Raw genomic sequence first — 23895 nt, forward strand, 5'->3', positions numbered from 1 at the left:
GCCGTGCGCCAGCGCCCGGTTGAGGCCGCCGCCGGGCTCGTCCGCGACCACCACGGCGCCGAGCTCGGCCAGCCGCGCACCCGCGGTGGCGTCCGGGGTGACCACCAGGACGCGGGCGACGCCCGGGGTGGCCAGCGCGGCGCTGACCGTGTCGAGGGCGAAGGACAGGGCCAGCTCGGCCCGGTGCGGCCCCGCGTACGGGGCCAGTCGGCTCTTCGCCAGGGCGAGCGGCTTGAGCGGCAGCACCAGCGACCAGTCGGCGGCGGGTGCGGCGGGCGCGACGGGCCCGGTGGGGCGTACGGTGTCCTGGGTCATCGGCGTCATTGTGTCGTCGGTGCCGGAGCCCTCGCCAGGCCGTCCGAGCTGTGCGGACGTGCGTTTGATCACGCCCGCCCGGTGGGTTGGCGCGGCCGCTCGACAGCCGGTGAGCAGGCGGGCGACACTGTTCCGCGCCCGGCACCCGGGCGCCGCTCGCAGGTCGCAGCGGTGCGCGGCACCGGAGGCCATGACCGCGGCACCCCACGTGCCGCATCGGATGAGAAGGAGCTGGGGTGGCCCGCCGCTCGTACGCCAAGTTCGGCAACGCCGACTACGGCATCTGGTACCGCTTCGCGGCCGTGCTGGTGAAGCCGGTGACGACCGCCCTGGTGAAGCCCGACTGGCGGGGCTGGGAGCACATTCCCAGGAAGGGCGGCTTCATCGCCGCGGTGAACCACAATTCGATCATCGATCCGGTGATCTACGCGCACTGGCAGTACAACAGCGGGCGCCCGCCGCGGATCCTCGGCAAGTCCTCGTTGTTCTCGATCCCCTTCATCGGATTCATGCTGCGCAAGACCGGCCAGATTCCGGTGTTCCGCGAGTCCACCGACGCGGCCCAGGCCTTCCGGGCCGCGATCGACGCCGTCAACAACGGCCAGTGCGTGCAGTTCTACCCGGAGGGAACGCTCACCCGGGATCCGGACCTGTGGCCGATGACCGGCAAGAACGGGGTCGCCCGGGTCGCGCTGATGACCGGTGCGCCGGTCATCCCGGTCGCGCACTGGGGCGCCCACGAGATCATCCCGCCGTACGGCCGGGCCGGTTTCGGCAAGGGCAGGTTCAACCTGTTCCCGCGCCACCGGGTGACGGTGACCGCAGGGCCCGCGGTGGACCTGAGCAAGTACCAGGGCATGGAACTCACCGCCCAGGTGCTCAACGACGCCACCGAGGACATCATGGCGGCCATCACCGACGTCCTGGCCGAAGTCCGCGGCGAGCAGCCGCCGGCCGAGCGCTACGACATGCGCAAGGCCGCCCGCGAGCGGGCCGCCGTCGCGATCGCCGAACGCCGCCGGGCCAAGGGCCCCAAGGACGGCAACGACGGTCAGGGGGCGGGCCGGTGACCCGCTGCGCCGTGATGGGGACGGGCTCCTGGGGCACCGCGTTCGCGATGGTGCTGGCCGACGCCGGCTGCGAGGTCGTGCTGTGGGCCCGCCGCCAGGAACTGGTGGACGCCGTCAACACCACCCACGAGAACCCCGACTACCTGCCGGGCGTCCGGCTGCCCGACACCGTCCGGGCCACCACCGACGCCGCCGAGGCGCTGGCCGGCGCCGACTTCGCGGTGCTGGTGGTGCCCTCGCAGACGCTGCGCGACAACCTGGCGGCCTGGACGCCGCTGATCGAGCCGCAGACCGTGCTGGTGAGCCTGATGAAGGGCATCGAACTCGGCACCGCCAAGCGGATGAGCGAGGTGATCGACGAGGTCACCAAGGTCGGCCCGGATCGCGTCGCGGTGGTCAGCGGGCCCAACCTGGCCAAGGAGATCGCCAACCGGCAGCCCGCCGCCAGCGTGGTGGCCTGCACCGACGAGGCCGTCGCCAAGCGGCTCCAGGCGGCCTGCCACACGCCGTACTTCCGGCCGTACACCAACACCGACGTGATCGGCTGCGAACTCGGCGGCGCCGTCAAGAACGTGATCGGCCTGGCCGTCGGCATGGCGGCCGGCATGGGGCTCGGCGACAACACCAAGGCGACCCTGATCACCCGCGGACTGGCCGAGACCACCCGGCTCGGCGAGGTGCTGGGCGCCGACCCGCACACCTTCGCGGGACTGGCCGGGATGGGCGACCTGGTCGCCACCTGCTCCTCGCCGCTGTCGCGCAACAACACCTTCGGGATGAACCTGGGCCGGGGCATGTCGCTGGCCGAGACCATCGCGGCCACCCGGCAGACCGCGGAGGGCGTCAAGTCCTGCGAGTCGGTGCTGGACCTGGCTCGGCGCAGCGGGGTCGACATGCCGATCGTCGAGGCCGTGGTGGACGTGGTGCACAACGGGCGGCCGACCCAGGAGGCGCTCCAGGCGCTGATGTCCCGCTCGGCGAAGGCGGAGCGGCGCTGAGGCGCTGCCCGCCCGTCCCCGCCCGTCCCCGCCCGGGCCCCGGGCCGGGACACCCCGGCGCCCCGCGGGCCGGCGTTGACTTCCCGGAAACAGCTCGCACGGTAGTCTCAAACCCGATATGAGCATCGAACAGACCTCCCCGAACCCGTCCGCTCCGAAGCCGCGCGTGGCGCTGGTCTTCGGCGGGCGCAGCTCCGAGCACGCGATCTCGGTCTCCACCGCGGGCAGCGTTCTCCGGGCGATCGACCGTGACAGGTACGACGTGCTGCCGATCGGCATCACCCACGAGGGCCGCTGGGCGCTGACCAGCGACGAGCCGGCCCGGATGGCGATCACCGACGGCAGGCTGCCGGACGTGGCGCACGTCGCCGAGGCCGTCGACGGGCAGGTCGCGCTGCCGGTCTCGCCGGGCAGCCGGGAGGTGCTGCTGAGCGAGCCGGGAAGCGCGCCCAAGGCCCTCGGCCAGGTCGACGTGGTGTTTCCGCTGCTGCACGGCCCGTGGGGCGAGGACGGCACCCTGCAGGGCCTGCTGGAGCTCTCCGGCGTCCCGTACGTCGGCAACGGCGTGCTGGCCAGCGCGGCCGGCATGGACAAGGAGTTCGCCAAGCGGATCCTGGCCTCGCACGGCCTGGGCGTCGGCCACTACACGATCGTGCGGCCGCGCGACTGGGAGACCGAGCAGGGCCGGGCCGCCGTGCGCGAGCGGGTCGCCGAGCTCGGCCTGCCGGTGTTCGTGAAGCCCTGCCGGGCCGGCTCCAGCATCGGCATCACCAAGGTCAAGGACCTGGCCGAGCTGGACGCCGCGATCGAGGAGGCCCGCCGGCACGACCCCAAGCTGATCATCGAGGCGGGCGTGTCCGGCCGCGAGATCGAGTGCGGGGTGCTGGAGTTCGAGGACGGCCCGCGGGCCAGCGTCCCGGCCGAGGTGCTGGTCGGCGAGGGCTTCGACTTCTACGACTTCGAGGCCAAGTACATCGACTCCTCCGAGGTCCGGATCCCGGCCGAGCTGACCGCCGGGGAGGTCGCGGAGATCCAGCGCCAGGCGGTGGCCGCGTTCGAGGCCTTCGGCTGCGAGGGCCTGGCCCGGGTGGACTTCTTCCTGCTGGAGGACGGCTCCTGGATGATCAACGAGATCAACACCATGCCGGGCTTCACCCCGATCTCCGCCTACCCGAAGATGTGGGAGGCCAGCGGGATCTCCTACGCGGAGCTGATCGACCGGCTGCTGCAGACCGCGCTGCGCCGCTCGACCGGGCTGCGGTAGCGGAGCCGTACGCGTCGCGGGGGCGGGCCGGAGGCTTCCGGCCCGCCCCTCGCACGTGCTCAGCCCGGGACGCTGGCCTTGACCGCGCCGGTCAGGGCGGCCGCCGGGTCGAAGGGGTTCTGCGCCGCGCCGGCCGGGACGGTCACCTCGACGTAGGCGGCCCGCATGGTCGTCACGAAGCGGTAGCCGCCGTCGCCGAGCTGCTGCGACCACCAGGTGACGTCGTCGACGGTCGGGGACCAGTCCTTGGCGTGCTCGCCGTCCAGCTCCTCCGGCCGGTCGACGCCGCACCGCAGCACCACCCGGGGCGAGTCGCCCCAGGCGGCGGTGTACGGCGAGGCCGGCGACGGGTCCTTGCGGGCGTGACCGAGCAACCGCGCCGGCAGCGCGGCGGCCAGCGTCCGGCAGTAGTCCGCGGCCTTCCCGCTCGGCCGCGGCACCTCGACGTCCTGGTCGGCCGAGCCCCAACTGCCGACCAGCAGCACGACCGTGCAGGTCAGTGCGGCGGGTAGGGCCAGCCAGCGGACCGGTGCGGGGAGCCCGGTCAGCGCCTCGGGGATGCGGAGTTCTCTGGCCACCCGCCGATGGTAGCCGGGCCCTACAGGTGGACCACCGGACAGGTGAGGGTGCGGGTGATGCCGTCCACCTTCTGGACCTTGGCGACCACCATGCGTCCGAGGTCGTCCACCGTCTCGGCCTCGGCCTTGACGATCACGTCGTACGGACCGGTGACGTCCTCGGCGGTGAGGACACCGGGGATCTTCGCGATCGTCTCGGCCACCGCGGTGGCCTTTCCTACCTCGGTCTGGATCAGGATGTATGCCTGTACCACGGGTGACCTCCCGGCGGCCGGTTGGGGGGATCGCCGCCGTGATCGCCCGGTCTGGCGCAGTGGTGGATGCGGGCTCACCGGCAGGCTGATCACCACGCTACCGCGCAGCGGGCCGGGGAGGGGAGACTTCCGTGCTCCCGAAGGGCGTACGCTGCGCGCGGGGGAGCGACGGGGACCGGATTCCGGATGGCAGCGCCATCCGGGAAGGAAAGGCAGAGGACGGCAGATGCAGGGGACCGTGGGCGAGCTCGGCGAGTTCGGCCTCATCAGGGAGCTGACCGCCCGGGTACCGCTCACCGACGCGGTCGACCTCGGCCCCGGGGACGACGCCGCGGTGGTGAAGGCCCCGGACGGCCGGGTGGTGGCCACCACGGACGTCCTGATCGAGAACCGGCACTTCCGCCGGGACTGGTCCACCGCCTACGACGTGGGCCGCAAGGCCGCCGCCCAGAACCTCGCCGACGTGGCGGCGATGGGCGCCGTGCCGACCGCGATACTGCTCGGGCTGGTCGCCCCCGCCGACCTGCCGACCACCTGGGCCACCGAGCTGATGGACGGGCTGCGCGACGAGTGCCAGGTCGCCGGGGCCACGGTGGTCGGCGGTGACGTGGTGCGCGGCGACACCGTCACGCTGGCGATCACGGCACTCGGCGACCTCCAGGGGCGCGCGCCGGTGAAGCGCTCCGGCGCCCAGGTCGGCGACGTGATCGCGGTGTGCGGCTGGCTGGGCTGGTCTGCGGCCGGACTGACCGTGCTGCAGCGCGGCTTCCGCTCCCCGCGCGCCTTCGTCGAGGCGCACCGCCGGCCCGAGCCGCCGTACCACGCGGGGCCGGCCGCGGCCGAGTTGGGCGCGACCTCGATGATCGACGTGAGCGACGGGCTGGTCGCCGACCTCGGCCACGTGGCCCGGGCCAGCGAGGTGGACATCGACCTCAAGGCCGCCGACTTCGACGTGCCGACGCAGATGGCCGACATCGGCCAGGCGGTCGGGGTGGACCCGCTGGTCTGGGTGCTGTCCGGTGGTGAGGACCACGCGATCGTGGCGACCTTCCCGCGCGGAGTCCAACTCCCGTCCCGCTGGCGGGTGGTGGGCGAGGTGACCGGTCGCCCGCGGGGCTCGCGCAGCGGCCGGGTGACGGTGGACGGCGCACCCTGGGACCGGGTCGGCGGCTGGGACCACTTCGCCGAGTGAGCTACGGCGCGATGACGATCCGGAGTGGACGCCGGTACGGCGCGTGACGCTCCGGATGTGCGGCGGGCGGGATTCGGTGGTGCGTTTTGCGTAGGCTTGCGCCATCCGAGCCCGCCCGCCGTCCGGCGCGGGTGGTCTGAACCACTGCGAGCGGGAGCACACCACACATGCGCATCGGTGTACTGACCAGCGGCGGCGACTGCCCCGGTCTCAACGCGGTGATCCGCTCGGTGGTGCACCGGGGAACGGACGTCCACGGCGACGAGATCGTGGGCATCGAGGACGGCTTCCTCGGCCTGATCGAGGGCCGCGCCCGGCCGGTCTCGCACGACGACGTCACCGGTCTGCTCACCCTCGGCGGCACCATCCTGGGCTCGGCCCGGGTGCGGCGCGAGCGGATCGCCTGGGCGGTGGAGAACGCCAAGACGCTGGCCCGGGACATCGGCATCGACGCGCTGATCGCGATCGGCGGCGAGGGGACGCTGACCGCCGCCAAGCTGTTCAGCGACGCCGGACTGCCGGTGGTCGGGGTGCCCAAGACCATCGACAACGACATCGACGCCACCGACGTCACCTTCGGCTTCGACACCGCGGTGCACGTGGCGACCGAGGCGATCGACCGGCTGAAGACCACCGCCGAGTCCCACCAGCGCGTCATGGTCGTGGAGTTGATGGGCCGGCACACCGGCTGGATCACCCTCACCGCGGGCATGGCCGGCGGCGCGCACGGCATCCTGATCCCGGAGAAGCCGTTCGACATCGAGGCGGTGGCCCGGATGGTCGAGGACCGCTTCGCCCGCGGCAAGAAGTTCGCCATCATCGCCGTCGCCGAGGGCGCCGGCCCGATGCCCGGCACCATGCGCTTCGACCACGGCGAGGTCGACCAGTACGGCCACCGGACCTTCGGCGGGATCGGCAACCGGCTCGCCCACGAGCTGGAGAACCTGCTCGGCAAGGAGGCCCGCCCGGTCATCCTCGGCCACACCCAGCGCGGCGGCACCCCGACCGCCCGGGACCGGGTGCTCGCCACCCGCTTCGGCTGGCACGCGGTGGAGGCCGTCCACCTGGGCGCTTTCGGGCACTTCACCGCGCTGCGCCGGACCGGTATCGAGCTGCTGCCGATCGGCGACGCGATCACCCGGCTGAAGACGGTGCCGGAGGACCGCTGGGCGGAGTCCGAGGCGGTGCTCTGAACCGTCGCGGGTAGGTTGGGTCCATGTCCTCCACCGCACCTCCCCGCGTGCTCACCGTCGCCGGCTCCGACTCCGGCGGCGGCGCCGGCATCCAGGCCGACCTCAAGGCGATGCTCGCCCTCGGCGTCCACGGCATGAGCGTGATCACCGCCGTCACCGCGCAGAACTCGCTCGGCGTCCAGGGCTACTGGGAACTGCCCGCCGAGGCCGTCCGGGCGCAGTTCCGCAGTGTGGTGGACGACATCGGGGTGCAGGCCGTGAAGACCGGGATGCTCGCCTCGGTCGAACTGGTCGAGACCGTCGCCGCCCTGCTCGCCGGGGTGGACGCCCCGGTGGTGGTCGACCCGGTCGGAGTCTCCAAGCACGGGGACGCGCTGCTGGCCGCCGAGGCGGTGGCCACCGTCCGCGAGCGGCTGCTGCCGGTCGCCACCGTGGTCACCCCCAACCTGCACGAGGTGACGCAGCTCACCGGCCGCACCGTCGAGGACGAGTCGCAGATGCGGGCCGCCGCCGAGGCGCTGCTGGACCTCGGACCGCGCTGGGTGCTGGTCAAGGGCGGCCACCTGGCGGGCGAGGCCGCCGACCTGCTGTACGGCGGGCCCGGCGAGGTGCACTGGTACCGCGCGCCGCGCTACGACAACCGGCACACCCACGGCACCGGCTGCACCCTGGCCAGCTCGATCGCGGCCGGCCTGGCCAAGGGCGAGTCGGTGCCGGAGGCGGTGGGCTCGGCCAAGGAGTACATCACCGGCGCGATCGCAGGGGGCTTCGCGCTGGGCGCCGGGATCGGCCCGGTCGACCACGCCTGGCGCTGGCGCTAGCCGGAAACGGATGATGGGCGGGCTCCCAGGGGAACCCGCCCATCACCGGTGCGTCCGGAAGAACGTGACCGGCCCCGGAAACAGCGAAGCCGGTTCATCCGGGGATGAACCGACTCACTGGAGGACCGGCATGCCGGTCTGCGCGTCAGCGCGAGACCTTACCGGCCTTGATGCACGAGGTGCAGACGTTGAGCCGCTTCGGCGTACGCCCAATCACAGCGCGCACCGTCTGAATGTTGGGGTTCCAACGACGGGGGGTGCGGCGGTGAGAGTGGGAGATGCTGTTGCCGAAGCCCGGCCCCTTGCCGCAGACGTCGCAGTTGGCAGCCACAGGAGTCACTCCAAGACTTCAGATCAGATACTTTCGAAAACCCACTCACCCACCAGAACACTCGCGTGAACCGGACCGGACAAGGGGGTGAGCCTGGACGGTTCCAGGCAACCGGAAGAGCATACAACGCTTGCTTCCGTCCCACGAAACTACCATGACCGGCCGAGTGATCGCTCCGGTCGCCGACCCCGGTGACCCTCCCCGGCCCCCGATAACCTGCCGGTATCACCCCTCGCCGTCGCCCCCCGGCCATGTCGGCGTCCCGTTCCGGAGGAGACCTGGTGCTGCACACGCTCGACGCCCCGGCCGTGCGCACCTGGTGCCAGCTCGCCCTGCGCGCGCTCGGCCAGGCCCGCGAGGAGATCGACGCGCTCAACGTCTATCCCGTCGCGGACGGCGACACCGGCACCAACCTCTACCTGACCGTCGAGTCCGCCGCCGCCGAGGTGGAGAGCCGCTTCGCCGACCCCGCCGCCAGCCCGGCGCCCGGACTGGCCGACGCCGTCCGGGCGATGGCACGCGGCGCGCTGATCGGCGCCCGCGGCAACTCCGGGGTGATCCTCGCCCAGTGGCTGCGCGGCACCGCCGAGACGCTCGCCGAGGGCGGCGGCGGCGAACAGCTGCGGGCCGCCCTCCAACGGGCCGCCGACTCCGCCTACCAGGCCGTCGCGGAGCCCGTCGAGGGCACCCTGCTCACCGTCGCCCGGGTCGCCGCCCGGGAGGCGGTCCGGGCCGGGGACGGCCTCGCCCAGGTCGCCGACACCGCCTACCGGGCCGCCCGGGACGCGCTGCGGCACACCCCCGAGCAGCTCGCCGTGCTGGCCGAGAACGGGGTGGTGGACGCCGGCGGGCGCGGCCTGGTGGCCGTCCTCGGGGCGCTCGCCGACGCCGTCGCCGGGCAGCAGCCGATGGGGCCGGTCGCGCTGCGCGGGGACGTCCGGGCGGTGGAGAGCTGCGAGGTGCACCTGCGGCCGCCCGGCCCCGGCCACCCCGCCTTCGAGGTCATCTACCTGCTGGACGCGCCGGACGAGGCGCTGCCCGCGCTGCGCGAGCGGCTCGGCCGGCTCGGCGACTCGCTGGTGATCGGCGGCGGCGACGGCCTGTGGAACGTGCACGTCCACGTGGACGACGCGGGCGCCGCCGTGGAGGCCGGGATCGGGGCCGGGCGCCCGCACCAGATCCGGATCACCCACTTCGCGGAGGCCGCCGCCCGGGCCGGCACCGCAGCCGAGCGCGGCGAACGCGAGGAGCGGACCCGCGCGGTGCTCTCCGTGGTGTCCGGCGACGGACTGGCCGAGCTGTGCGAGCAGGCCGGCGCCGTCGTCCTGCACGCCGACCCGGACCGCCGCCCGGCCAGCGCCGAACTCGCCGACGCCGTCCGCCGCTCGGCCGCCCGCGAAGTGGTGCTGCTGCTCAACGACCCCGAACTGCGCGCCGCCGCCGGGGCCGCCGCCGACCAGCTGCGCGAGGAGGGGGTGCGGATCGCCGTCCTGCCCACCCGCTCGCCGGTGCAGGGTCTGGCGGCCCTCGCGGTGCACGAGGGCGGGCGCCGCTTCGACGAGGACGTGGTCGCCATGACCTCCGCCGCCGGGGCCACCCGGTACGCCGAACTCGCCGTCGCCGAGGGGGAGTCCTGGACCATGGCCGGGGTCTGCCAGGCCGGCGACGTGCTCGGCCTGATCGACGGCGACGTCGCGGTGATCGGCGCCGGACTGGCCGAGGTCGGCGAGAGCGTGCTGGACCGGATGCTCGGCGCGGGCGGCGAACTCGTCACCCTGATCCTCGGCGAGGGCGCCGACCGGATGCTCGCCGACCGGCTGGTGGCACACGTCCGCCAGCAGCGGCCGGAGGTGGACTCGGTGGTCTTCCACGGCGGGCAGGGGTTCACGCCGCTGCTCATCGGGGTGGAGTGAGGCGCCCGTTCGGTTCGGGGGCGGGCGGGCGAGCATCCGCCCCGAGTCGAAGGGGCGCGCCGGTGGCGAAAGGGAGAAGCGACCAGCGAGGTACGAGTGCCGGAGGGCCGACCGTCGGCACCGGGTCCGAGCGCCCCGGGGGCGGGCGGGCGAGCACCCGCCCCGAGTCGAAGGGGCGCGCCGGTGGCGAAAGGGAGAAGCGACCAGCGAGGTACGAGTGCCGGAGGGCCGACCGTCGGCACCGGGTCCGAGCGCCCCGGAGGCGAGCGGGCGAGTAGCAGTCCGGTTCGTCGGTGCCTTGGTGTAAACAGGGGCCTGATGGGCGCTCTCGATGAACCACTGACCAAGCTCGTCGGCGACCGCACCGCGAAGGTGCTCGCCGACAGCCTCAAGCTGCGCACGGTCGGGGACCTGCTGCACCACTACCCGCGCCGCTACGTCGAACGCGGCCAGCTCACCAGCCTGGACGAGCTGGACATCGACGAGCACGTCACCGTGCTGGCCCGGATCGAGAAGGTCACCCTGATCCCGTTCCGCGGCCGCAAGGGCGACCGGCTGGAGGTCGTGGTCACCGACGGCCGCAGCCGGCTCTCACTGGTCTTCTTCAACCAGGGCTGGCGGCAGAAGGAGCTCAGGGCCGGCGCCCAGGGCCTGTTCGCCGGCAAGGTCGGCGTCTTCAACCGCAGCCGCCAACTGGTCTCGCCCGACTACCAGCTGCTCGACGAGGACGCGGGGTCGGACGCCGCCGAGCAGTTCGCCGGCCGGCTCATCCCGGTGTACGGCGCCAGCGCGCAGATGCCCAGCTGGAAGCTGTCGATCTGCGTCGAGACCGCGCTCACCAAGCACCTCGGCGACGTCGGGGAGCCACTGCCCGCCGAACTGCGCGAACGGCACGACCTGATCCCGCTGCCCGAGGCGCTGGAGCTGATCCACCGGCCGCGCAGCCAGGCCGACCGCGAGCGCGCCCAGAGCCGGCTGCGCTGGGACGAGGCCTTCGTGCTGCAGGTCGCCCTGGCCCAGCGCCGGGCCGCCGACTCCGCGCTGCCAGCCAAGCCGCGCGAGGCCCGGGCGGGCGGGCTGCTGGACGCCTTCGACGCCCGGCTGCCGTTCACCCTCACCGAGGGCCAGCGGAAGGTGTCCGCCGAGATCGCCGCCGACCTGGCGACCGAGCACCCGATGCACCGGCTGCTCCAGGGCGAGGTCGGCTCCGGCAAGACCTTGGTCGCGCTGCGCGCCATGCTCGCCGTGGTGGACGCCGGTGGCCAGGCCGTCCTGCTCGCGCCCACCGAGGTACTGGCCCAGCAGCACCACCGCTCGATCGTCGAGATGATGGGCGACCTCGCCGAGGGCGGCATGCTCGGCGGCTCCGACCAGGGCACCCGGGTGGTGCTGCTGACCGGCTCGATGGGGACCGCCGCCCGCCGCCAGGCGATGCTGGACATGGCCTGCGGGGACGCCGGGATCGCCATCGGCACCCATGCGCTGATCGAGGACAAGGTCCAGTTCCAGGACCTCGGCCTGGTGGTGGTGGACGAGCAGCACCGCTTCGGCGTCGAGCAGCGGGACGCGCTGCGCGCCAAGGGGGAGCAGCCACCGCACCTGCTGGTGATGACCGCCACCCCGATCCCGCGCACCGTCGCGATGACCGTCTTCGGGGACTTGGAGACCTCCGTCCTGGACCAGCTCCCGGCCGGCCGCTCGCCGATCTCCACCCACGTCGTCCCGGCGCTGGAGAAGCCCAACTTCCTCACCCGGGCCTGGGAACGGGTCCGCGAGGAGGTCGGCAAGGGCCACCAGGCGTACGTGGTCTGCCCCCGGATCGGGGACGAGGAGCCCGCCGCCGACCCGAAGGCCGCGAAGAAGAGGCGCAAGGCGGCCGAGGAGGACTTCGAGGACATCACCGACGCCGACGCCGGCGCCGGGAGTGAGGAACGGCGGCCCCCGCTCTCGGTGGTGGAGACCGCCGACCAGCTGGTGAAGGGCCCGCTGAGCGGCCTGCGGGTGGAGATCCTGCACGGTCGGCTCGCCCCGGAGGCCAAGGACGACGTGATGCGCCGGTTCGCGGCCGGGGAGGTGGACGTGCTGGTCGCCACCACCGTCATCGAGGTCGGCGTCAACGTCCCCAACTCCACCGTGATGGTCATCATGGACGCCGACCGCTTCGGCGTCTCCCAGCTCCACCAGCTGCGCGGCCGGGTCGGCCGGGGCAGCGCGGCGGGCCTGTGCCTGCTGGTCAGCGAGATGCCCGGGGGCAGTGCCGCCCGGGGCCGGCTGGACGCGGTGGCCGGCACCCTGGACGGCTTCGAGCTGTCCCGGATCGACCTCGAACAGCGCCGCGAAGGCGATGTGCTGGGCCAGGCGCAGTCCGGGGTGAAGTCCTCGCTCAAGGTGCTCTCGGTGCTGGAGGACGAGGAGGTCATCCTCACCGCCCGGACCGAGGCCACCCGGCTGGTCGCCGAGGACCCGGAGCTGGCCGCCCACCCGGAGCTGCGCACCGCGCTGGAGAGCCTGCTCGACGAGGACCGCGCGGCCTACATGGAGAAGGGCTGAGCGGGCCCTCGGGCAGGCCGGATTGTCAGACCCCCGGGAGAGAATGTAGTTGTTCAGGGCGCACCCTCAAGGTGCGTACCTGGCACGACACTTGGGGGTCCTGCCATGGCATTCCGTCATCTCAACGAGCTCCCGCTGGGCGACAAGGTCTTCCGGATCGAACTCGCCAGCGACGACGACCGAGAGGTCACCCTCACCCTGACCGGCTGGCGTGAGGGGGCGGCCGCCGCGCCGCTCGCCTCGGGCAAGCTCCGCCTGCCGGTCGAGGACGTCGCCTCGCTGCGGATCGCGCTCAACCGCGCGCTGCGGGCGCTGGCGATCGTCGCCGACGTCTCCGAGCCCATCCCCGACCGCGACGTGCTGCGCGAGCTGTACCCCGGCCACGGTGCCCCCTGGGTGCCCCAGCACGAGGAGGAGCTGGTCCGGCGCTTCCACGACGGCGAGACCGTCGCCCGGATCGCCGCCCGCTTCGGCCGCACGCCCGACTCCGTCCGGACCAAGCTGCGCGAGCTCGGGCACGACCCGCGCCGCCCCGAGTTCTGCCCGCCCGACGGCTGCCTGTCCTGGTCCCGCTACGCCTCGCCGGCACTGCTCGGCGCGGCGGTCCCGGGCCAGGGCGCGGGCCAGGGCGCGGGCTCCGAGGCGAGCTGACCGCCTGAGTGCGCGGGCGCGGCCCGGTGGGGGGCGTCCCACCGGGCCGCGCCGGTCCGGCGTTCGTGCGGACAGTGTGGAGATCGGACCAGCGGAGATCAGACCGGCGGAGATCGGGCCGGCGGAGATCGGGATAGCGTGGTCGGGCAGCGACGAAAGGACCTTCCCCCACCATGACCCGCGTGATCGCCGGGGCGGCCGGCGGCCGCCGACTGGCCGTACCGCCCGGCCGGGGCACCCGGCCGACCTCCGACAAGGCCCGCGAGGCGATGTTCTCCACCCTGGAGGCGCTGCGCGGCACCCTGCACGGGATCCGGATGCTGGACCTGTTCGGCGGATCCGGCGCGGTCGGCCTGGAGGCGCTGTCGCGCGGCGCCGAGCACGTCCTGCTGGTCGAGGCGGACGGCCAGGCGGCCCGGGTGATCCGGGAGAACGTCCGCACGGTCGGCCTGCCGGGCGCCGAGGTGCGGGCCGCCAGGGCGGAGAAGGTGATCGCCGGGCCGCCCCCGCAGGCCCCGTACGACCTGGTCTTCCTCGATCCGCCCTACGTGGTGACGGACGAGGAGGTGCGCGAGATGCTGATCACACTGTTGGCTGGGGGCTGGCTCGCGGCGGACGTACTCGTCACCGTGGAGCGCAGCACCCGTGGCGGCGAGTTCGGCTGGCCCGAGGGCTTCGAGGTGCTGCGCTCCCGCCGCTACGGCGAGGGCACGCTCTGGTACGGTCGCGCCGCCGCCGAGGCCAGCGAGCAGGAGTAGCGGGCCGCGGCCCGCAGCAGCCGTCACCCCACGAGGGAGCACACACGCCATGCGCCGAGCCGTCTGCCCCGGTTCGTTCGACCCGATCACCAACGGTCACCTCGACATCATCGAGCGGGCCTCGAAGCTGTACGACGTGGTGCATGTCGCGGTCCTGATCAACCGGAACAAGCAGGGCATGTTCACCGTCGAGGAGCGGATCGGCCTGATCGAGGAGGTCACCGCCCGGTTCGGGAACGTGGTGGTCGAGTCGCACCAGGGCCTGCTGGTGGACTTCTGCCGGGAGCGCGGCATCCCCGCGATCATCAAGGGCCTGCGCGCGGTCAGCGACTTCGACTACGAGCTGCAGATGGCCCAGATGAACCACGGCCTGACCGGCGTGGAGACGCTGTTCGTGCCGACCTCGCCGACGTACAGCTTCCTCTCCTCGACGCTGGTCAAGGAGGTCGCCTCGTACGGTGGCGACGTCTCGCACCTGCTGCCGGAGACGGTGCACGACCGCCTGGTCGAGCGGATCGCGGAGCGCAAGGCCGCGCAGTAGCCGTGCGGGAGGGCCGCGCAGGGGGACCGCGCGGGGGCCGGTCCCTTTCTGCCGGTTCGTCATGGCTTGTCCGGGACGGCGGAGGCCGCGTCGACTCAGGCGTTGTGAGCTCGCCGCACGGGGGCCGTACAGTCTGTAGTCCTGCCCTGCGGTGAGGTCCACCGCGCCGGGCCTGCCTCCGCCGGACCGTCGGCGGCACACGGAAAGACGAAGCCCCCGTGGACGTGCAGAACAAGGTCGACGAGATCGTGGCGGCGGTCGAGAACGCCCGCTCGATGCCGATGTCGGCCTCCTGCGTGGTGAACCGGGCCGAGCTGATCGGCCTGCTCAACGACCTCAAGGCGGCCCTGCCCGCCGAACTCGCCCAGGCGCAGTCGGTGATGGCCGACCACGAGCTGGTGGTGGCGGACGCCCAGGCCGAGGCGGACCGGATCATCCAGGGCGCGCACTCCGAGCGCGGTTCGCTGATCTCCGACACCGAGGTGGTCCGCCGGGCCCAGTCCGAGGCCGACCGGATCCTGGCCGAGGCCCGTGCCGACGTCGACACCAAGCGCGTCGAGGCCGACGACTACGTGGACAGCAAGCTCGCCAACTTCGAGGTCGTGCTGACCAAGACGCTCGGCGCGGTCGGCCGCGGCCGTACCAAGCTCCGCGGCGACTCCGTCTTCGAGACCGAGGGCGAGAGTGACGGCGAGGAGTTCCAGCCGCAGCGGATCAGCCCGAGCCCCGAGGTCGACGAGTACGTCGATGTGAAGCTCGCCACCCTGGAGAACGTACTCAGGGCCACCCTGGAGGCGGTCGGCAAGGGCCGCGACAAGCTGCTCGGCAAGAAGCCGATCGACGAGCTGGGTGCCTACCTGGCCGCCGCCGACGAGGCCCAGCAGGCCAAGGAGCGCGCCGAGGCGGTGGCCGCCGGCTTCGCCGCGGACGCCGACGGCGCCGAACTCGCCTGGTACCGCGAGGACGTCCCCCAGCAGCAGACCTGGCCCGAGCAGACCCCGGCCGCAGCCGGCTGGCAGGCCCCCGGCACCGACCAGTACGCGGCCACCGCCCAGCACCAGGACGGCCAGCAGCACGCCGGCCAGCCCCAGGGCGGGCAGTACGCCGAGGTGTACGGCGGCGGCTTCGACCCGGCCGGCCAGGGCGACCCGTACCACACCCAGTGGGGCCACCAGCAGGGCGGCTACCCGCAGCATCAGCAGCAGCAGCCCGACTACCAGGGCCAGCAGCAGGGCGCCTACGGCTATCCCCAGCAGCAGGACGGCTACGCGGCCCAGCCGTACGACGGCTATAACTACCCGCAGCAGCCCGCCCTGCCCCCGGCGGTGCCGCACCAGCAGCAGCAGAACCTGGACGAGACCAGCTTCTTCGACACCAGCATGATCGACATGACCAGGCTGCGGGAGCTCGGCGGCCGCTGAGGACCTCCGCGGAGTCTCCTGACGGGGCCGAAGTTGGGCCTGGCGGGAGACTCCGGTAGTCTGACCACTCCGGCATCCCCATGCCCGGCTGTCGGCTTGCCCTCGCAACGCCGACTCGCAATGGGGAACACAGCGTTGATCCCTATGGAAGTCAGGACACCTTGAACCGCCTCGACCACCGCGACCCCCTCGTGTTCGACACGCACGAGCTGGGACGTCGTCCGGGCGCCATGCGGAAGGTGAGCCGGACCCTGGAGGCCCCCGAGGGCTTCGGGATCATCGACGTGATCGGCGTCCCGGAGAAGAGCCCGATCGAGCTGGAGCTCCGCCTGGAGTCCGTGGTCGAGGGCGTGCTGGTCACCGGCACCGCCGACGCCCGCGTGGAAGGCGAGTGCGTCCGGTGCCTGGAGCCCGTCGACTTCGACATCGACGTGGACTTCCAGGAGCTGTACTACTACCCGGAGTCCGACGAGCGTCACCGCGCCCGGACCACCGGGACCGAGGACCTCGACGAGGACTCGGAAGACGAGACTTACCGCCTGGAGGGCGATTTCTTCGACCTCCAGCCGGTGCTGCGTGACGCGGTGGTGCTCGCACTGCCGCTGCAGCCGGTGTGCCAGGAAGACTGCCTGGGCCTGTGCTCCGAGTGCGGAGCGCGCCTGAGCGACGACCCGGCGCACCACCACGACGCCGCCGACCCCCGGTGGGCGGCTCTGCAGGGACTCTCCGCCACCCCCGGCGACGAGGGTGACGGGATCAAGAACAGCGACACCCGTGAGGGTCTCGCCGAGAACCAGGAGAAGTAGCCGTGGCTGTTCCGAAGCGGAAGATGTCGCGCAGCAACACGCGCCACCGCCGGTCCAACTGGAAGGCCGTCGTTCCGGCCCTCGTGGCGTGCGACAGCTGCCACGAGCCGAAGCTGGGCCACATCGCGTGCCCCAGCTGCGGCACGTACAACCGTCGCCAGGTCCTCTCGGTCTGATCGGCGGGGTGCACGGATCGATGTCGGACGGTAACTCCACCCGCAAGTCGTCCTCTGTCACGAAGGGTTCTTCGGGCAGCGGCAAGGCCGGCGGGCCGGCTTCGACCGAATACGACGTCCTGGAAGGGCGCCTCGGGTACACGCTCGAGCGCGCCCTTCTGGTACGTGCCCTCACCCATCGCTCGTACGCGTACGAGAACGGTGGTCTGCCCACCAACGAGCGCCTGGAGTTCCTCGGCGACTCGGTGCTGGGCCTGGTGGTGACCGACACCCTCTACCGCGTCCACCCGGACGTCCCGGAGGGCACGCTCGCCAAGCTGCGCGCCGCGGTGGTCAACTCCCGCGCGCTCGCGGACGTCGGCCGGGGCCTCGAACTGGGCACCTTCATCCGGCTCGGCAAGGGTGAGGAGGGCACCGGCGGCCGCGACAAGTCGTCGATCCTCGCCGACACCGTCGAGGCCGTGATCGGGGCCGTCTACCTGGACCGCGGTCTGGAGGCGGCGACCGAGTTCGTCCACCGGCTGTTCGACCCGCTGATCGAGGAGTCCTCTCAGCTGGGAGCCGGCCTGGACTGGAAGACCAGCCTCCAGGAGCTGACCGCGTCGGCGGGCATCGGAGTGCCCGAGTACGTGGTCATGGAGTCCGGCCCGGACCACGAGAAGACCTTCACCGCGGCGGCCCGGGTGGCCGGCGAGGACTTCGGCAGCGGCGTCGGCCGCTCGAAGAAGGAAGCCGAGCAGAAGGCCGCCGAGAGCGCCTGGCGCGCGATCAAGGAGAAGTACGCCGACCGGCTGCCCGCCGGGGCGTGAGCCCGAAGTAGCCTGGCCTCCTGCCGATCCCTTCGAAGCAGGAGGCCTGCTCCCGTGCCCGAACTCCCCGAGGTCGAGGTCGTCCGCCGCGGTCTGGCGAACTGGGTCGCCGGGCGGACCGTCGCCGACGTCCAGGTGCTGCACCCGCGCGCGGTGCGCCGCCAGCCGGCCGGGGCCGCCGACTTCGCGGCCCGGCTGACCGGCACCACCCTCGGCGCCGCGCAGCGCCGCGGCAAGTACCTCTGGGTGCCGCTGGGCGGTGCCGGGGCGGGTTTCTCGCTGATCGGCCACCTCGGGATGAGCGGCCAACTCCTCGTCCAGGACCCGTCGGTACCGGACGAGACCCATCTGCGGGTCCGGCTGCGCTTCGCCGACGGCGGGCGCGAGCTGCGCTTCGTCGACCAGCGGACCTTCGGCGGCCTGGCCGTCGAGGAGGCCGAGGAGGACGACCCGGAGGGCACCCCGCTCTCCATCGCGCACATCGCCCGCGACCCGCTCGACCCGCGCTTCGACGACGGGGCCTTCGTGGCCGCGCTGCGCGCCAAGCGCACCACGGTCAAGCGCGCGCTGCTCGACCAGACCCTGATCAGCGGCGTCGGCAACATCTACGCCGACGAGGCCCTGTGGCGCTCCAAGCTGCACTACGAGCGCCCGACCGCTACCCTCACCCGCCCGCAGGCCGCGCTGCTGCTGGCCAGCGCCCGGGGCGTGATGACGGCGGCGCTGGCCGTGGGCGGCACCAGCTTCGACAGCCTGTACGTCAACGTGAACGGCGAGAGCGGCTACTTCTCCCGGGACCTCGACGCCTACGGCCGCGAGCACGAGCCCTGCCGCCGCTGCGGCACCGCGATCCGGCGGGCCCCCTGGATGAACCGGTCCAGCTACTTCTGCCCCCGCTGCCAGCGCGTGCCGCGCGCCGCCGACGGGGGCTGACGGCCGCTACTTGTGGGCGAGTTCCGGCTGGTCGGCGGGCGTCCCGCCGGAGGCGCCGTGGGTGTCCTGGCCGAAGTAGGCGACGCCGACCGCGGAGACCACCGCGAGCAGGAAGCCGGCCACGCCGAGCCAGCCCAGGCCGGCCTTGGAGGAGTCACCGAGCCAGAGCACGCCGACCGCGCCGGGCAGCACCGTCTCACCGACCACCAGCGCGGCGGTGGCGCCGTTCACCGAGCCGATCTGCAGCGCCACGGTGTGCACGTACATGCCGCCGAGGCCGCCGATCAGGATCGCGTACAGCGCCGGGTCGGAGACCAGCCGGACCAGGTCGAACGGCTCCACGCCGTTCAGGATGCGCACGCCGACGCCCAGGGCGCCGAAGCCGAGGCCGGAGAGCAGACCGGCGACGATCGCGCCCTTGGAGCCCATCCGGCGCACCAGCAGGCCGCCGCCGGCCAGCAGCACGGTGATGATGATCAGCAGCCACCAGTGGAAGGCCATCGCCGCGTGGTGGCCGCCCTCGGGACCGGCCGAGACGGCCAGCAGCACCAGCGCCGAGCAGAGCACGCCGATCGAGGCCCACTCCAGCTGCTTCAGCCGGATCCCCAGCAGCTTGATGCTCAGCACCGCGGTGATCACCAGGTTGGCGCTGATGATGGTCTGGGAGAGGAACAGCGGCAGCAGCCGGGCGGCCAGCGCGCCGAGACCGAAGCCGATCAGGTCCAGCACCGTACCGGTGATGAACTCCCAGGTGACGGCGGCCTTCGCGGTGGAGGACAGGCTCGGCCCGCCGTGCTCGGTGGTCGAGGTGGTGGCGCCCTTGGCCGCCTCCTCGCGGGCCGAGCGGCGGGAACCGACGGCCTGCAGGACCGAGCCGGTGCCGTAGCAGGCGGATGCCGCCACGGCCGTGACGAGGCCGATGATCACCGAGTGCTCCGATCGGAAGTTGGGTCAAGAAAAGGTAATGGGACCAGCGGTCCGGAAACAGTGTGCCCGCTCGCGCGGTACGGTCGGAACGCCCCCCAGGACCGCCCCGGAACCTCCCCGGGCCCGCCGGGACGTACGTCCGGCCGCCTCCCGCGGTTCCCGCGCCCCACCCGTCTCAGGGGTGACTGGGGGAAATCTCATCCGCGAGAAGGGGAGCCGCCCCGGCGGACGGCGGGGATTCCTGTCATAACCAGTATGCGAAGGGTATGCCGTGCCCGGCCGCCGGTCACGGTAGCGTCGGGGGTTATGAGAACCCTTGCACGACGTTCCCGGGGCACCGGGCCGCTTGCCCTGGTGGCGGCGGTGCTCGGGCTGCTGCTCCTGTTCGCGCCGGCGGCCTCCGCCGCCGGTGGGCTGAGCGATGCCACCACCGCCCTCAAGGCCGGCAAGGTCTACGTCGACCCGGCGATGACCAGCCGCTTCAGCCAGAGCCAGGCGGACGCCCTGACCAAGAAGATCGAGAAGGCCGACAAGCCGATCTTCGTCGCGGTCGTCCCCGACTCGCCCGCCTACAACAAGCAGAGCGTCTTCCAGGACGTGCGCACCAAGGTCGGCATCGACGGGGTCTACGCGATCTGGCGCGGCGACCAGTTCGCGGCCCGCGCCGACCGCGGCGCCATGCCCGCCGGCTCCGCCGAGAAGCTCGCCAGCGCGGCCCTGCACTCCCACGACGGCGACATCGACGCGACCCTGAACGACTTCGTCGACAACGCCGCCCCGCAGGCCAAGGGCACCGGGGTCAACCACAGCACCTCGATCGCCTGGGTGGTCATCCCGGTCGTGCTGGTGGCGCTGGCCGGCGCCGGCGTCTTCTTCCTCTTCCGCCGTGCCAAGCAGCGCAAGGAGGCCCAGGCCCGGGCCGAGCTGGAGCAGCTGCGCCGCGTGGTGGACGAGGACATCACCGCCTACGGCGTCGAGCTGGAGCGGCTGGACTTCAACCCGCGGGCCACCGACGCGGACGACGTCCAGCGCACCGACTACAGCCACGCGCTGGACTCGTACGAGAAGGCCAAGCGCCTGATGGACGAGGCCAAGAAGCCCGAGGACGTCAAGGTCGTCACGGAGACCATCGAGGCCGGCCGCTTCGCGCTGGCCACCCTGGCCGCCCGGCGCGACAAGCGCCCGCTGCCCGAGCGGCGGCCCCCGTGCTTCATGGACCCGCGCCACGGCCCGTCCGTCAAGGACGTCGACTGGGCCCCGGCGGGCGGCTCGGCCCGCAGCGTCCCGGTCTGCCAGGCCGACGCGGACCGCGTGGCCGCCGGCCTCGACCCGGCGATCCGCACCGTCGACACCGAGCACGGCCCGCAGCCGTACTGGAACGCCGGCCCGGCGTACGCGCCGTACGCGGGCGGGTACTACAGCGGCTTCGGCGGCGGCGGTCTGCTGCCCGGCCTGCTGGTCGGCACCATGCTCGGCTCGATGATGAGCTCCCCGGCCTACGCCGCGGCGCCCATGATGGAGGGCGGCCACGGCTACCAGGACCAGTACGACGGCGGTGACTTCACCGGCGCCGACTTCAACTCCTCCGACTTCGGTGGCTTCGGCGGCGGCGACTTCGGCGGCGGCGGTGGCGGCGGCGACTTCGGCGGCGGGGACTGGTAGTCCGCCCGCTCGAACACCGCACCCCCGCGGCCCCGCCGGTTCCGACCGGCGGGGCCGCTCGCTGTCCCGGGTGCGGATACGGCGAGCGGCCGCCGCGCCGGTTAGGGTCGGGGCATGCACGGTCGCGACGCCCACAGTGAGGAACCGGTCCGGGTGACCGCCTGGGTCCGGGGGAAGGTCCAGCAGGTCGGGTTCCGCTGGTGGACCAGGGCACGGGCGCTGGAGACCGGCCTCACCGGCTACGCGAGCAACCTCGGCGACGGCCGGGTGCAGGTGGTGGCCGAGGGCCTGGCCGCGGACTGCGAGCAACTGCTGACCCTGCTGCGCGGCCCTGACACACCCGGCGCGGTGACCGGCGTGACCGAGATCTGGACCGCCGTCGGCGCAGGTTACGAGGGTTTCGAGATCCGCTGAACGCCCGGCGTCCGGGCCGAGGCGCCCGCGCTCCGGAACTGATCGGCAACCGTCGGTGTCACACGGTTGCCAATCGGGCAGACTCGTGGTTGACTCCGCATCGAACGATGATCCACGAGCAGGTGGTGGACCCGGGCCCGAGACCCCCCAGGCGTGACGACACCGCCGGGCAGGTGACAGGGGCGCGGTAGCGTGCGGTGATCGTGTTGACCCGTACCGTCTTTGGTGAGACGCTTGAAGCCCGCGCACACGATCGCGTATCCCGGTAGGCGCATGCTCTCGTGAGCCCAGCTCACGGTGGTTGTGCCGTAGTGCCCAGCCAGCACTTCCGGTGCGCGCCGCGCGTGCGTCCCCCTTCCCCCTAGACCTGTACCGTTCCGGTTCGGTCACTCAGCGTGGAGGACCATTCATCATGGCAAAGGCGCTTCTCGGGTACGTCGGCGGCCCCGACCCGCGAATGCTTTTCGAGATGCGACGGCTTCAGCAGCGCGTCCAGGAGCTTGAGTCCGAACTCCTTCGGATGCAGGCTGAGAACGACGCGCTCACCGCTGTCGCTGACGAGCACTCGCTGCTCAACAGCATCGATCTGGACCAGCGGGAGCCGGCTCTCACCTGAGCCCCCACCCCGGTCCTCACAGATCGACGCCGCTGTGCACTGAGCCGCCCCGAAAGGGACGCAGCTTTGCAAGGGACGCCCGGATGTGGCGTCCCTTCGTCGTGTCGGACTCCGGATACAGTCGGTTCCCGTCGTGAGCGATTGAGGGGACCGGCCGCGTGCACCTGAAGAGTCTGACGCTGCGCGGATTCAAGTCCTTCGCCTCCAGCACCACCCTGCGGTTCGAGCCGGGCATCACCTGCGTGGTCGGCCCGAACGGCTCCGGCAAGTCGAACGTGGTGGACGCGCTGTCCTGGGTGATGGGCGAGCAGGGGGCCAAGTCGCTGCGCGGCGGCAAGATGGAGGACGTCATCTTCGCCGGGACCAGCGGGCGCGCCCCGCTCGGCCGCGCCGAGGTCAGCCTCACCATCGACAACAGCGACGGCGCCCTGCCGATCGACTACTCCGAGCTGACGATCACCCGGACCATGTTCCGCAACGGCGGCAGCGAGTACGCGCTCAACGGCGAGACCTGCCGCCTGCTGGACATCCAGGAACTGCTCTCCGACTCCGGCATCGGCCGTGAGATGCACGTCATCGTCGGACAGGGCCGGCTCGAGTCCGTGCTGCACGCGGACCCGATGGGCCGGCGCGCCTTCATCGAGGAGGCGGCCGGCGTCCTCAAGCACCGCAAGCGCAAGGAGAAGGCGCTGCGGAAACTGGACGCGATGCAGGCCAACCTCAACCGGGTCCAGGACCTGGTCGCCGAACTGCGCCGGCAGCTCGGACCGCTCGGCCGGCAGGCCCGGGTCGCCCGCCGCGCCGCCGGCATCCAGGCCGACCTGCGGGACGCCCGGCTGCGGCTGCTCGCCGACGACCTGCTCGCGCTGCGCCGGGCCGTAGAGGCCGAGGTCGCCGACGAACTGGCGCTGCGGCTGCGCCGGACCACCGTCGAACAGGAACTGGCGCGGGCGGTCCAGCGCGAACGGCTCCTGGAGGCGCAGGTCCGGCAGCTCGGCCCGAGCCTGGAGACCGCCCGGCAGGCCTGGTACCGGCTCTCCGCCCTCGCCGAGCGCACCCGCGGCACGATCGGACTGGCCGAGGCCCGGGCCCGGCACGCCGCCGCCGGAGGCGCGGCCGAGGAGCGGCGCGGCCGGGACCCGGAGGAGCTGGAACGGGAGGCCGAGCGGGTCCGCGAGGAGGAGGCCGCCCTCGCCGAGGCGCTGGAGGAAGCCCAGTACGCGCTGGCCGAGGCGGTCGAACGCAAGGACGAGCTGGAGCGCGGACTGGCCGCCGAGGAACGCCGGCTGCGGGACGCCGCCCGGGCCATCGCGGACCGCCGGGAGGGCCTGGCCCGACTGCAGGGACAGGCCGCCGCCGCCCGCTCCAGGGCTGGCTCGGCGGAGGCCGAGATCGGCCGGCTCGCCGAGGCCAGGGACGAGGCGCTGCTGCGCGCCGGGGCCGCCCAGGGCGAACTGGACGAACTCCAGCAGCAGGTGGACGGCCTGACCGGGGACGACGAACAGGCCGAGGCCGGGTACCGGCGGGCCCGGGACCGGCTGGCTGAGGTCGAACGGGACCAGGCCGCCGCCCGGGAGGCGGCCTCGGCCGCCGAACGCGAGCGGGCCGGGCTCACCGCGCGGCACGAGGCGCTCTCGCTCGGACTGCGCCGCAAGGACGGCACCGGCGCGCTGCTGGCCGCGGGGGAGCGGCTGGCCGGACT

At 72.9% G+C, this 23895-nt stretch carries 24 protein-coding genes and 1 pseudogene; 20 read left to right on the top strand and 5 right to left on the bottom strand.

The annotated features are described in order from the left end of the window. Window positions 1-315: pseudogene (locus tag BG452_RS06815) on the bottom strand (2-phospho-L-lactate guanylyltransferase); the annotation flags it as partial. Between the two features lie 236 nt (window positions 316-551). Between BG452_RS06815 and BG452_RS06820 the strand changes: the two are divergent. The 3 genes from BG452_RS06820 (at window position 552) to BG452_RS06830 (ending at window position 3647) form a co-directional block, all read left to right on the top strand. Continuing rightward, complete coding sequence (locus BG452_RS06820; protein ID WP_188303268.1) at window positions 552-1385, top strand: lysophospholipid acyltransferase family protein; 834 nt, start codon at window positions 552-554, stop codon at window positions 1383-1385. A 14-nt stretch (window positions 1386-1399) separates the two neighbouring features. Next, window positions 1400-2383 (top strand): NAD(P)H-dependent glycerol-3-phosphate dehydrogenase, encoded by a 984-nt coding sequence (locus BG452_RS06825; protein WP_188303290.1) that lies wholly within the window; start codon window positions 1400-1402, stop codon window positions 2381-2383. A 118-nt stretch (window positions 2384-2501) separates the two neighbouring features. Next, window positions 2502-3647: a D-alanine--D-alanine ligase family protein gene (locus BG452_RS06830; RefSeq protein WP_188303269.1), complete on the top strand. Its 1146-nt coding sequence runs from the start codon at window positions 2502-2504 to the stop codon at window positions 3645-3647. Between the two features lie 59 nt (window positions 3648-3706). Here the strand turns inward: BG452_RS06830 and BG452_RS06835 are convergent, their stop codons facing one another. Together BG452_RS06835 and BG452_RS06840 are read right to left on the bottom strand one after the other, a co-directional pair. After that, a complete protein-coding gene (locus BG452_RS06835) occupies window positions 3707-4225 on the bottom strand; it encodes a DUF3515 family protein (protein ID WP_188303270.1) in 519 nt (172 codons plus the stop codon). 20 nt (window positions 4226-4245) lie between these two features. Next, window positions 4246-4479: an Lrp/AsnC family transcriptional regulator gene (locus BG452_RS06840; protein ID WP_188303271.1), complete on the bottom strand. Its 234-nt coding sequence runs from the start codon at window positions 4477-4479 to the stop codon at window positions 4246-4248. Between the two features lie 226 nt (window positions 4480-4705). Here BG452_RS06840 and BG452_RS06845 point away from each other — a divergent pair, with 226 nt between their 5' ends. The 3 genes from BG452_RS06845 to thiD all read left to right on the top strand — a co-directional run bounded on the left by BG452_RS06845 (window position 4706) and on the right by thiD (window position 7685). Beyond that, entirely contained in the window at window positions 4706-5671 is a 966-nt protein-coding gene (locus BG452_RS06845; protein WP_188303272.1) for a thiamine-phosphate kinase, read from the top strand. A gap of 167 nt (window positions 5672-5838) precedes the next feature. Then, on the top strand, window positions 5839-6864 hold the full coding sequence (locus BG452_RS06850) for an ATP-dependent 6-phosphofructokinase (RefSeq protein WP_188303273.1): 1026 nt from the start codon (window positions 5839-5841) through the stop codon (window positions 6862-6864). Between the two features lie 23 nt (window positions 6865-6887). Then, on the top strand, window positions 6888-7685 hold the full coding sequence (gene thiD, locus BG452_RS06855) for a bifunctional hydroxymethylpyrimidine kinase/phosphomethylpyrimidine kinase (RefSeq protein WP_188303274.1): 798 nt from the start codon (window positions 6888-6890) through the stop codon (window positions 7683-7685). 145 nt (window positions 7686-7830) lie between these two features. Here the strand turns inward: thiD and rpmB are convergent, their stop codons facing one another. Continuing rightward, window positions 7831-8016: a 50S ribosomal protein L28 gene (rpmB, locus tag BG452_RS06860; RefSeq protein ID WP_014138233.1), complete on the bottom strand. Its 186-nt coding sequence runs from the start codon at window positions 8014-8016 to the stop codon at window positions 7831-7833. 251 nt (window positions 8017-8267) lie between these two features. Between rpmB and BG452_RS06865 the strand changes: the two genes are divergently transcribed. From BG452_RS06865 to mutM, 10 genes are all read left to right on the top strand, one after another. Beyond that, window positions 8268-9929, top strand: coding sequence for a DAK2 domain-containing protein (locus tag BG452_RS06865; protein ID WP_188303275.1), 1662 nt, complete (start codon window positions 8268-8270; stop codon window positions 9927-9929). Window positions 9930-10247: 318 nt separating this feature from the next. After that, a complete protein-coding gene (recG, locus tag BG452_RS06870; protein WP_188303276.1) occupies window positions 10248-12479 on the top strand; it encodes an ATP-dependent DNA helicase RecG in 2232 nt (743 codons plus the stop codon). Window positions 12480-12584: 105 nt separating this feature from the next. Further along, window positions 12585-13130 (top strand): hypothetical protein, encoded by a 546-nt coding sequence (locus BG452_RS06875; protein ID WP_188303277.1) that lies wholly within the window; start codon window positions 12585-12587, stop codon window positions 13128-13130. 173 nt (window positions 13131-13303) lie between these two features. Then, window positions 13304-13888, top strand: a complete 585-nt coding sequence (gene rsmD / locus BG452_RS06880; RefSeq protein ID WP_188303278.1) for a 16S rRNA (guanine(966)-N(2))-methyltransferase RsmD — start codon at window positions 13304-13306, stop codon at window positions 13886-13888. A gap of 49 nt (window positions 13889-13937) precedes the next feature. After that, the gene (gene coaD / locus BG452_RS06885; protein WP_188303279.1) at window positions 13938-14429 is read left to right on the top strand and encodes a pantetheine-phosphate adenylyltransferase; all 492 of its coding nucleotides are present in this window, start codon (window positions 13938-13940) and stop codon (window positions 14427-14429) included. Window positions 14430-14647: 218 nt separating this feature from the next. Then, window positions 14648-15850: an ATP synthase F0 subunit B gene (locus BG452_RS06890; RefSeq protein ID WP_188303280.1), complete on the top strand. Its 1203-nt coding sequence runs from the start codon at window positions 14648-14650 to the stop codon at window positions 15848-15850. A 161-nt stretch (window positions 15851-16011) separates the two neighbouring features. Continuing rightward, window positions 16012-16656 carry a YceD family protein gene (locus BG452_RS06895; RefSeq protein WP_223241861.1) on the top strand — a complete coding sequence of 215 codons (645 nt, stop codon included), beginning with the start codon at window positions 16012-16014 and terminating at the stop codon, window positions 16654-16656. 2 nt (window positions 16657-16658) lie between these two features. Then, on the top strand, window positions 16659-16832 hold the full coding sequence (rpmF, locus tag BG452_RS06900) for a 50S ribosomal protein L32 (RefSeq protein WP_188303282.1): 174 nt from the start codon (window positions 16659-16661) through the stop codon (window positions 16830-16832). Window positions 16833-16852: 20 nt separating this feature from the next. Next, window positions 16853-17641 (top strand): ribonuclease III, encoded by a 789-nt coding sequence (gene rnc / locus BG452_RS06905; RefSeq protein WP_188303283.1) that lies wholly within the window; start codon window positions 16853-16855, stop codon window positions 17639-17641. Between the two features lie 54 nt (window positions 17642-17695). Continuing rightward, entirely contained in the window at window positions 17696-18574 is an 879-nt protein-coding gene (mutM, locus tag BG452_RS06910; protein WP_188303284.1) for a bifunctional DNA-formamidopyrimidine glycosylase/DNA-(apurinic or apyrimidinic site) lyase, read from the top strand. Window positions 18575-18580: 6 nt separating this feature from the next. On the opposite strand, the gene BG452_RS06915 is transcribed toward mutM, so the two are convergent. Beyond that, window positions 18581-19501, bottom strand: coding sequence for a hypothetical protein (locus BG452_RS06915; RefSeq protein ID WP_188303285.1), 921 nt, complete (start codon window positions 19499-19501; stop codon window positions 18581-18583). Window positions 19502-19807: 306 nt separating this feature from the next. On the opposite strand from BG452_RS06915, the gene BG452_RS06920 reads away from it, so the two are divergent. The 4 genes from BG452_RS06920 to BG452_RS06935 all read left to right on the top strand — a co-directional run. Beyond that, window positions 19808-21163, top strand: a complete 1356-nt coding sequence (locus BG452_RS06920; protein ID WP_188303286.1) for an EGFR-like transmembrane domain-containing protein — start codon at window positions 19808-19810, stop codon at window positions 21161-21163. Between the two features lie 114 nt (window positions 21164-21277). After that, window positions 21278-21577 carry an acylphosphatase gene (locus tag BG452_RS06925; RefSeq protein ID WP_188303287.1) on the top strand — a complete coding sequence of 100 codons (300 nt, stop codon included), beginning with the start codon at window positions 21278-21280 and terminating at the stop codon, window positions 21575-21577. A 412-nt stretch (window positions 21578-21989) separates the two neighbouring features. After that, window positions 21990-22193 (top strand): hypothetical protein, encoded by a 204-nt coding sequence (locus BG452_RS06930; protein ID WP_188303288.1) that lies wholly within the window; start codon window positions 21990-21992, stop codon window positions 22191-22193. Window positions 22194-22351: 158 nt separating this feature from the next. Then, a partial coding sequence (locus BG452_RS06935) for a chromosome segregation SMC family protein (protein ID WP_188303289.1) occupies window positions 22352-23895 on the top strand: 1544 nt, incomplete at its 3' end.

The sequence above is a fragment of the Streptomyces sp. CBMA123 genome (assembly GCF_014596465.1).
In the GTDB taxonomy this organism is placed as follows: domain Bacteria; phylum Actinomycetota; class Actinomycetes; order Streptomycetales; family Streptomycetaceae; genus Kitasatospora.

Bases quoted from the DNA above. Each gene is read 5' to 3' on its own strand.
- BG452_RS06825 (WP_188303290.1), top strand. From the start codon at position 1,400: ATGGGGACGGGCTCCTGGGGCACCGCGTTCGCGATGGTGCTGGCCGAC.
- BG452_RS06830 (WP_188303269.1), top strand. From the start codon at position 2,502: ATGAGCATCGAACAGACCTCCCCGAACCCGTCCGCTCCGAAGCCGCGC.
- BG452_RS06845 (WP_188303272.1), top strand. From the start codon at position 4,706: ATGCAGGGGACCGTGGGCGAGCTCGGCGAGTTCGGCCTCATCAGGGAG.
- BG452_RS06850 (WP_188303273.1), top strand. From the start codon at position 5,839: ATGCGCATCGGTGTACTGACCAGCGGCGGCGACTGCCCCGGTCTCAAC.
- thiD (WP_188303274.1), top strand. From the start codon at position 6,888: ATGTCCTCCACCGCACCTCCCCGCGTGCTCACCGTCGCCGGCTCCGAC.
- BG452_RS06865 (WP_188303275.1), top strand. From the start codon at position 8,268: ATGTCGGCGTCCCGTTCCGGAGGAGACCTGGTGCTGCACACGCTCGAC.
- recG (WP_188303276.1), top strand. From the start codon at position 10,248: ATGGGCGCTCTCGATGAACCACTGACCAAGCTCGTCGGCGACCGCACC.
- BG452_RS06875 (WP_188303277.1), top strand. From the start codon at position 12,585: ATGGCATTCCGTCATCTCAACGAGCTCCCGCTGGGCGACAAGGTCTTC.
- rsmD (WP_188303278.1), top strand. From the start codon at position 13,304: ATGACCCGCGTGATCGCCGGGGCGGCCGGCGGCCGCCGACTGGCCGTA.
- coaD (WP_188303279.1), top strand. From the start codon at position 13,938: ATGCGCCGAGCCGTCTGCCCCGGTTCGTTCGACCCGATCACCAACGGT.
- rnc (WP_188303283.1), top strand. From the start codon at position 16,853: ATGTCGGACGGTAACTCCACCCGCAAGTCGTCCTCTGTCACGAAGGGT.
- BG452_RS06920 (WP_188303286.1), top strand. From the start codon at position 19,808: ATGAGAACCCTTGCACGACGTTCCCGGGGCACCGGGCCGCTTGCCCTG.
- BG452_RS06925 (WP_188303287.1), top strand. From the start codon at position 21,278: ATGCACGGTCGCGACGCCCACAGTGAGGAACCGGTCCGGGTGACCGCC.
- BG452_RS06930 (WP_188303288.1), top strand. From the start codon at position 21,990: ATGGCAAAGGCGCTTCTCGGGTACGTCGGCGGCCCCGACCCGCGAATG.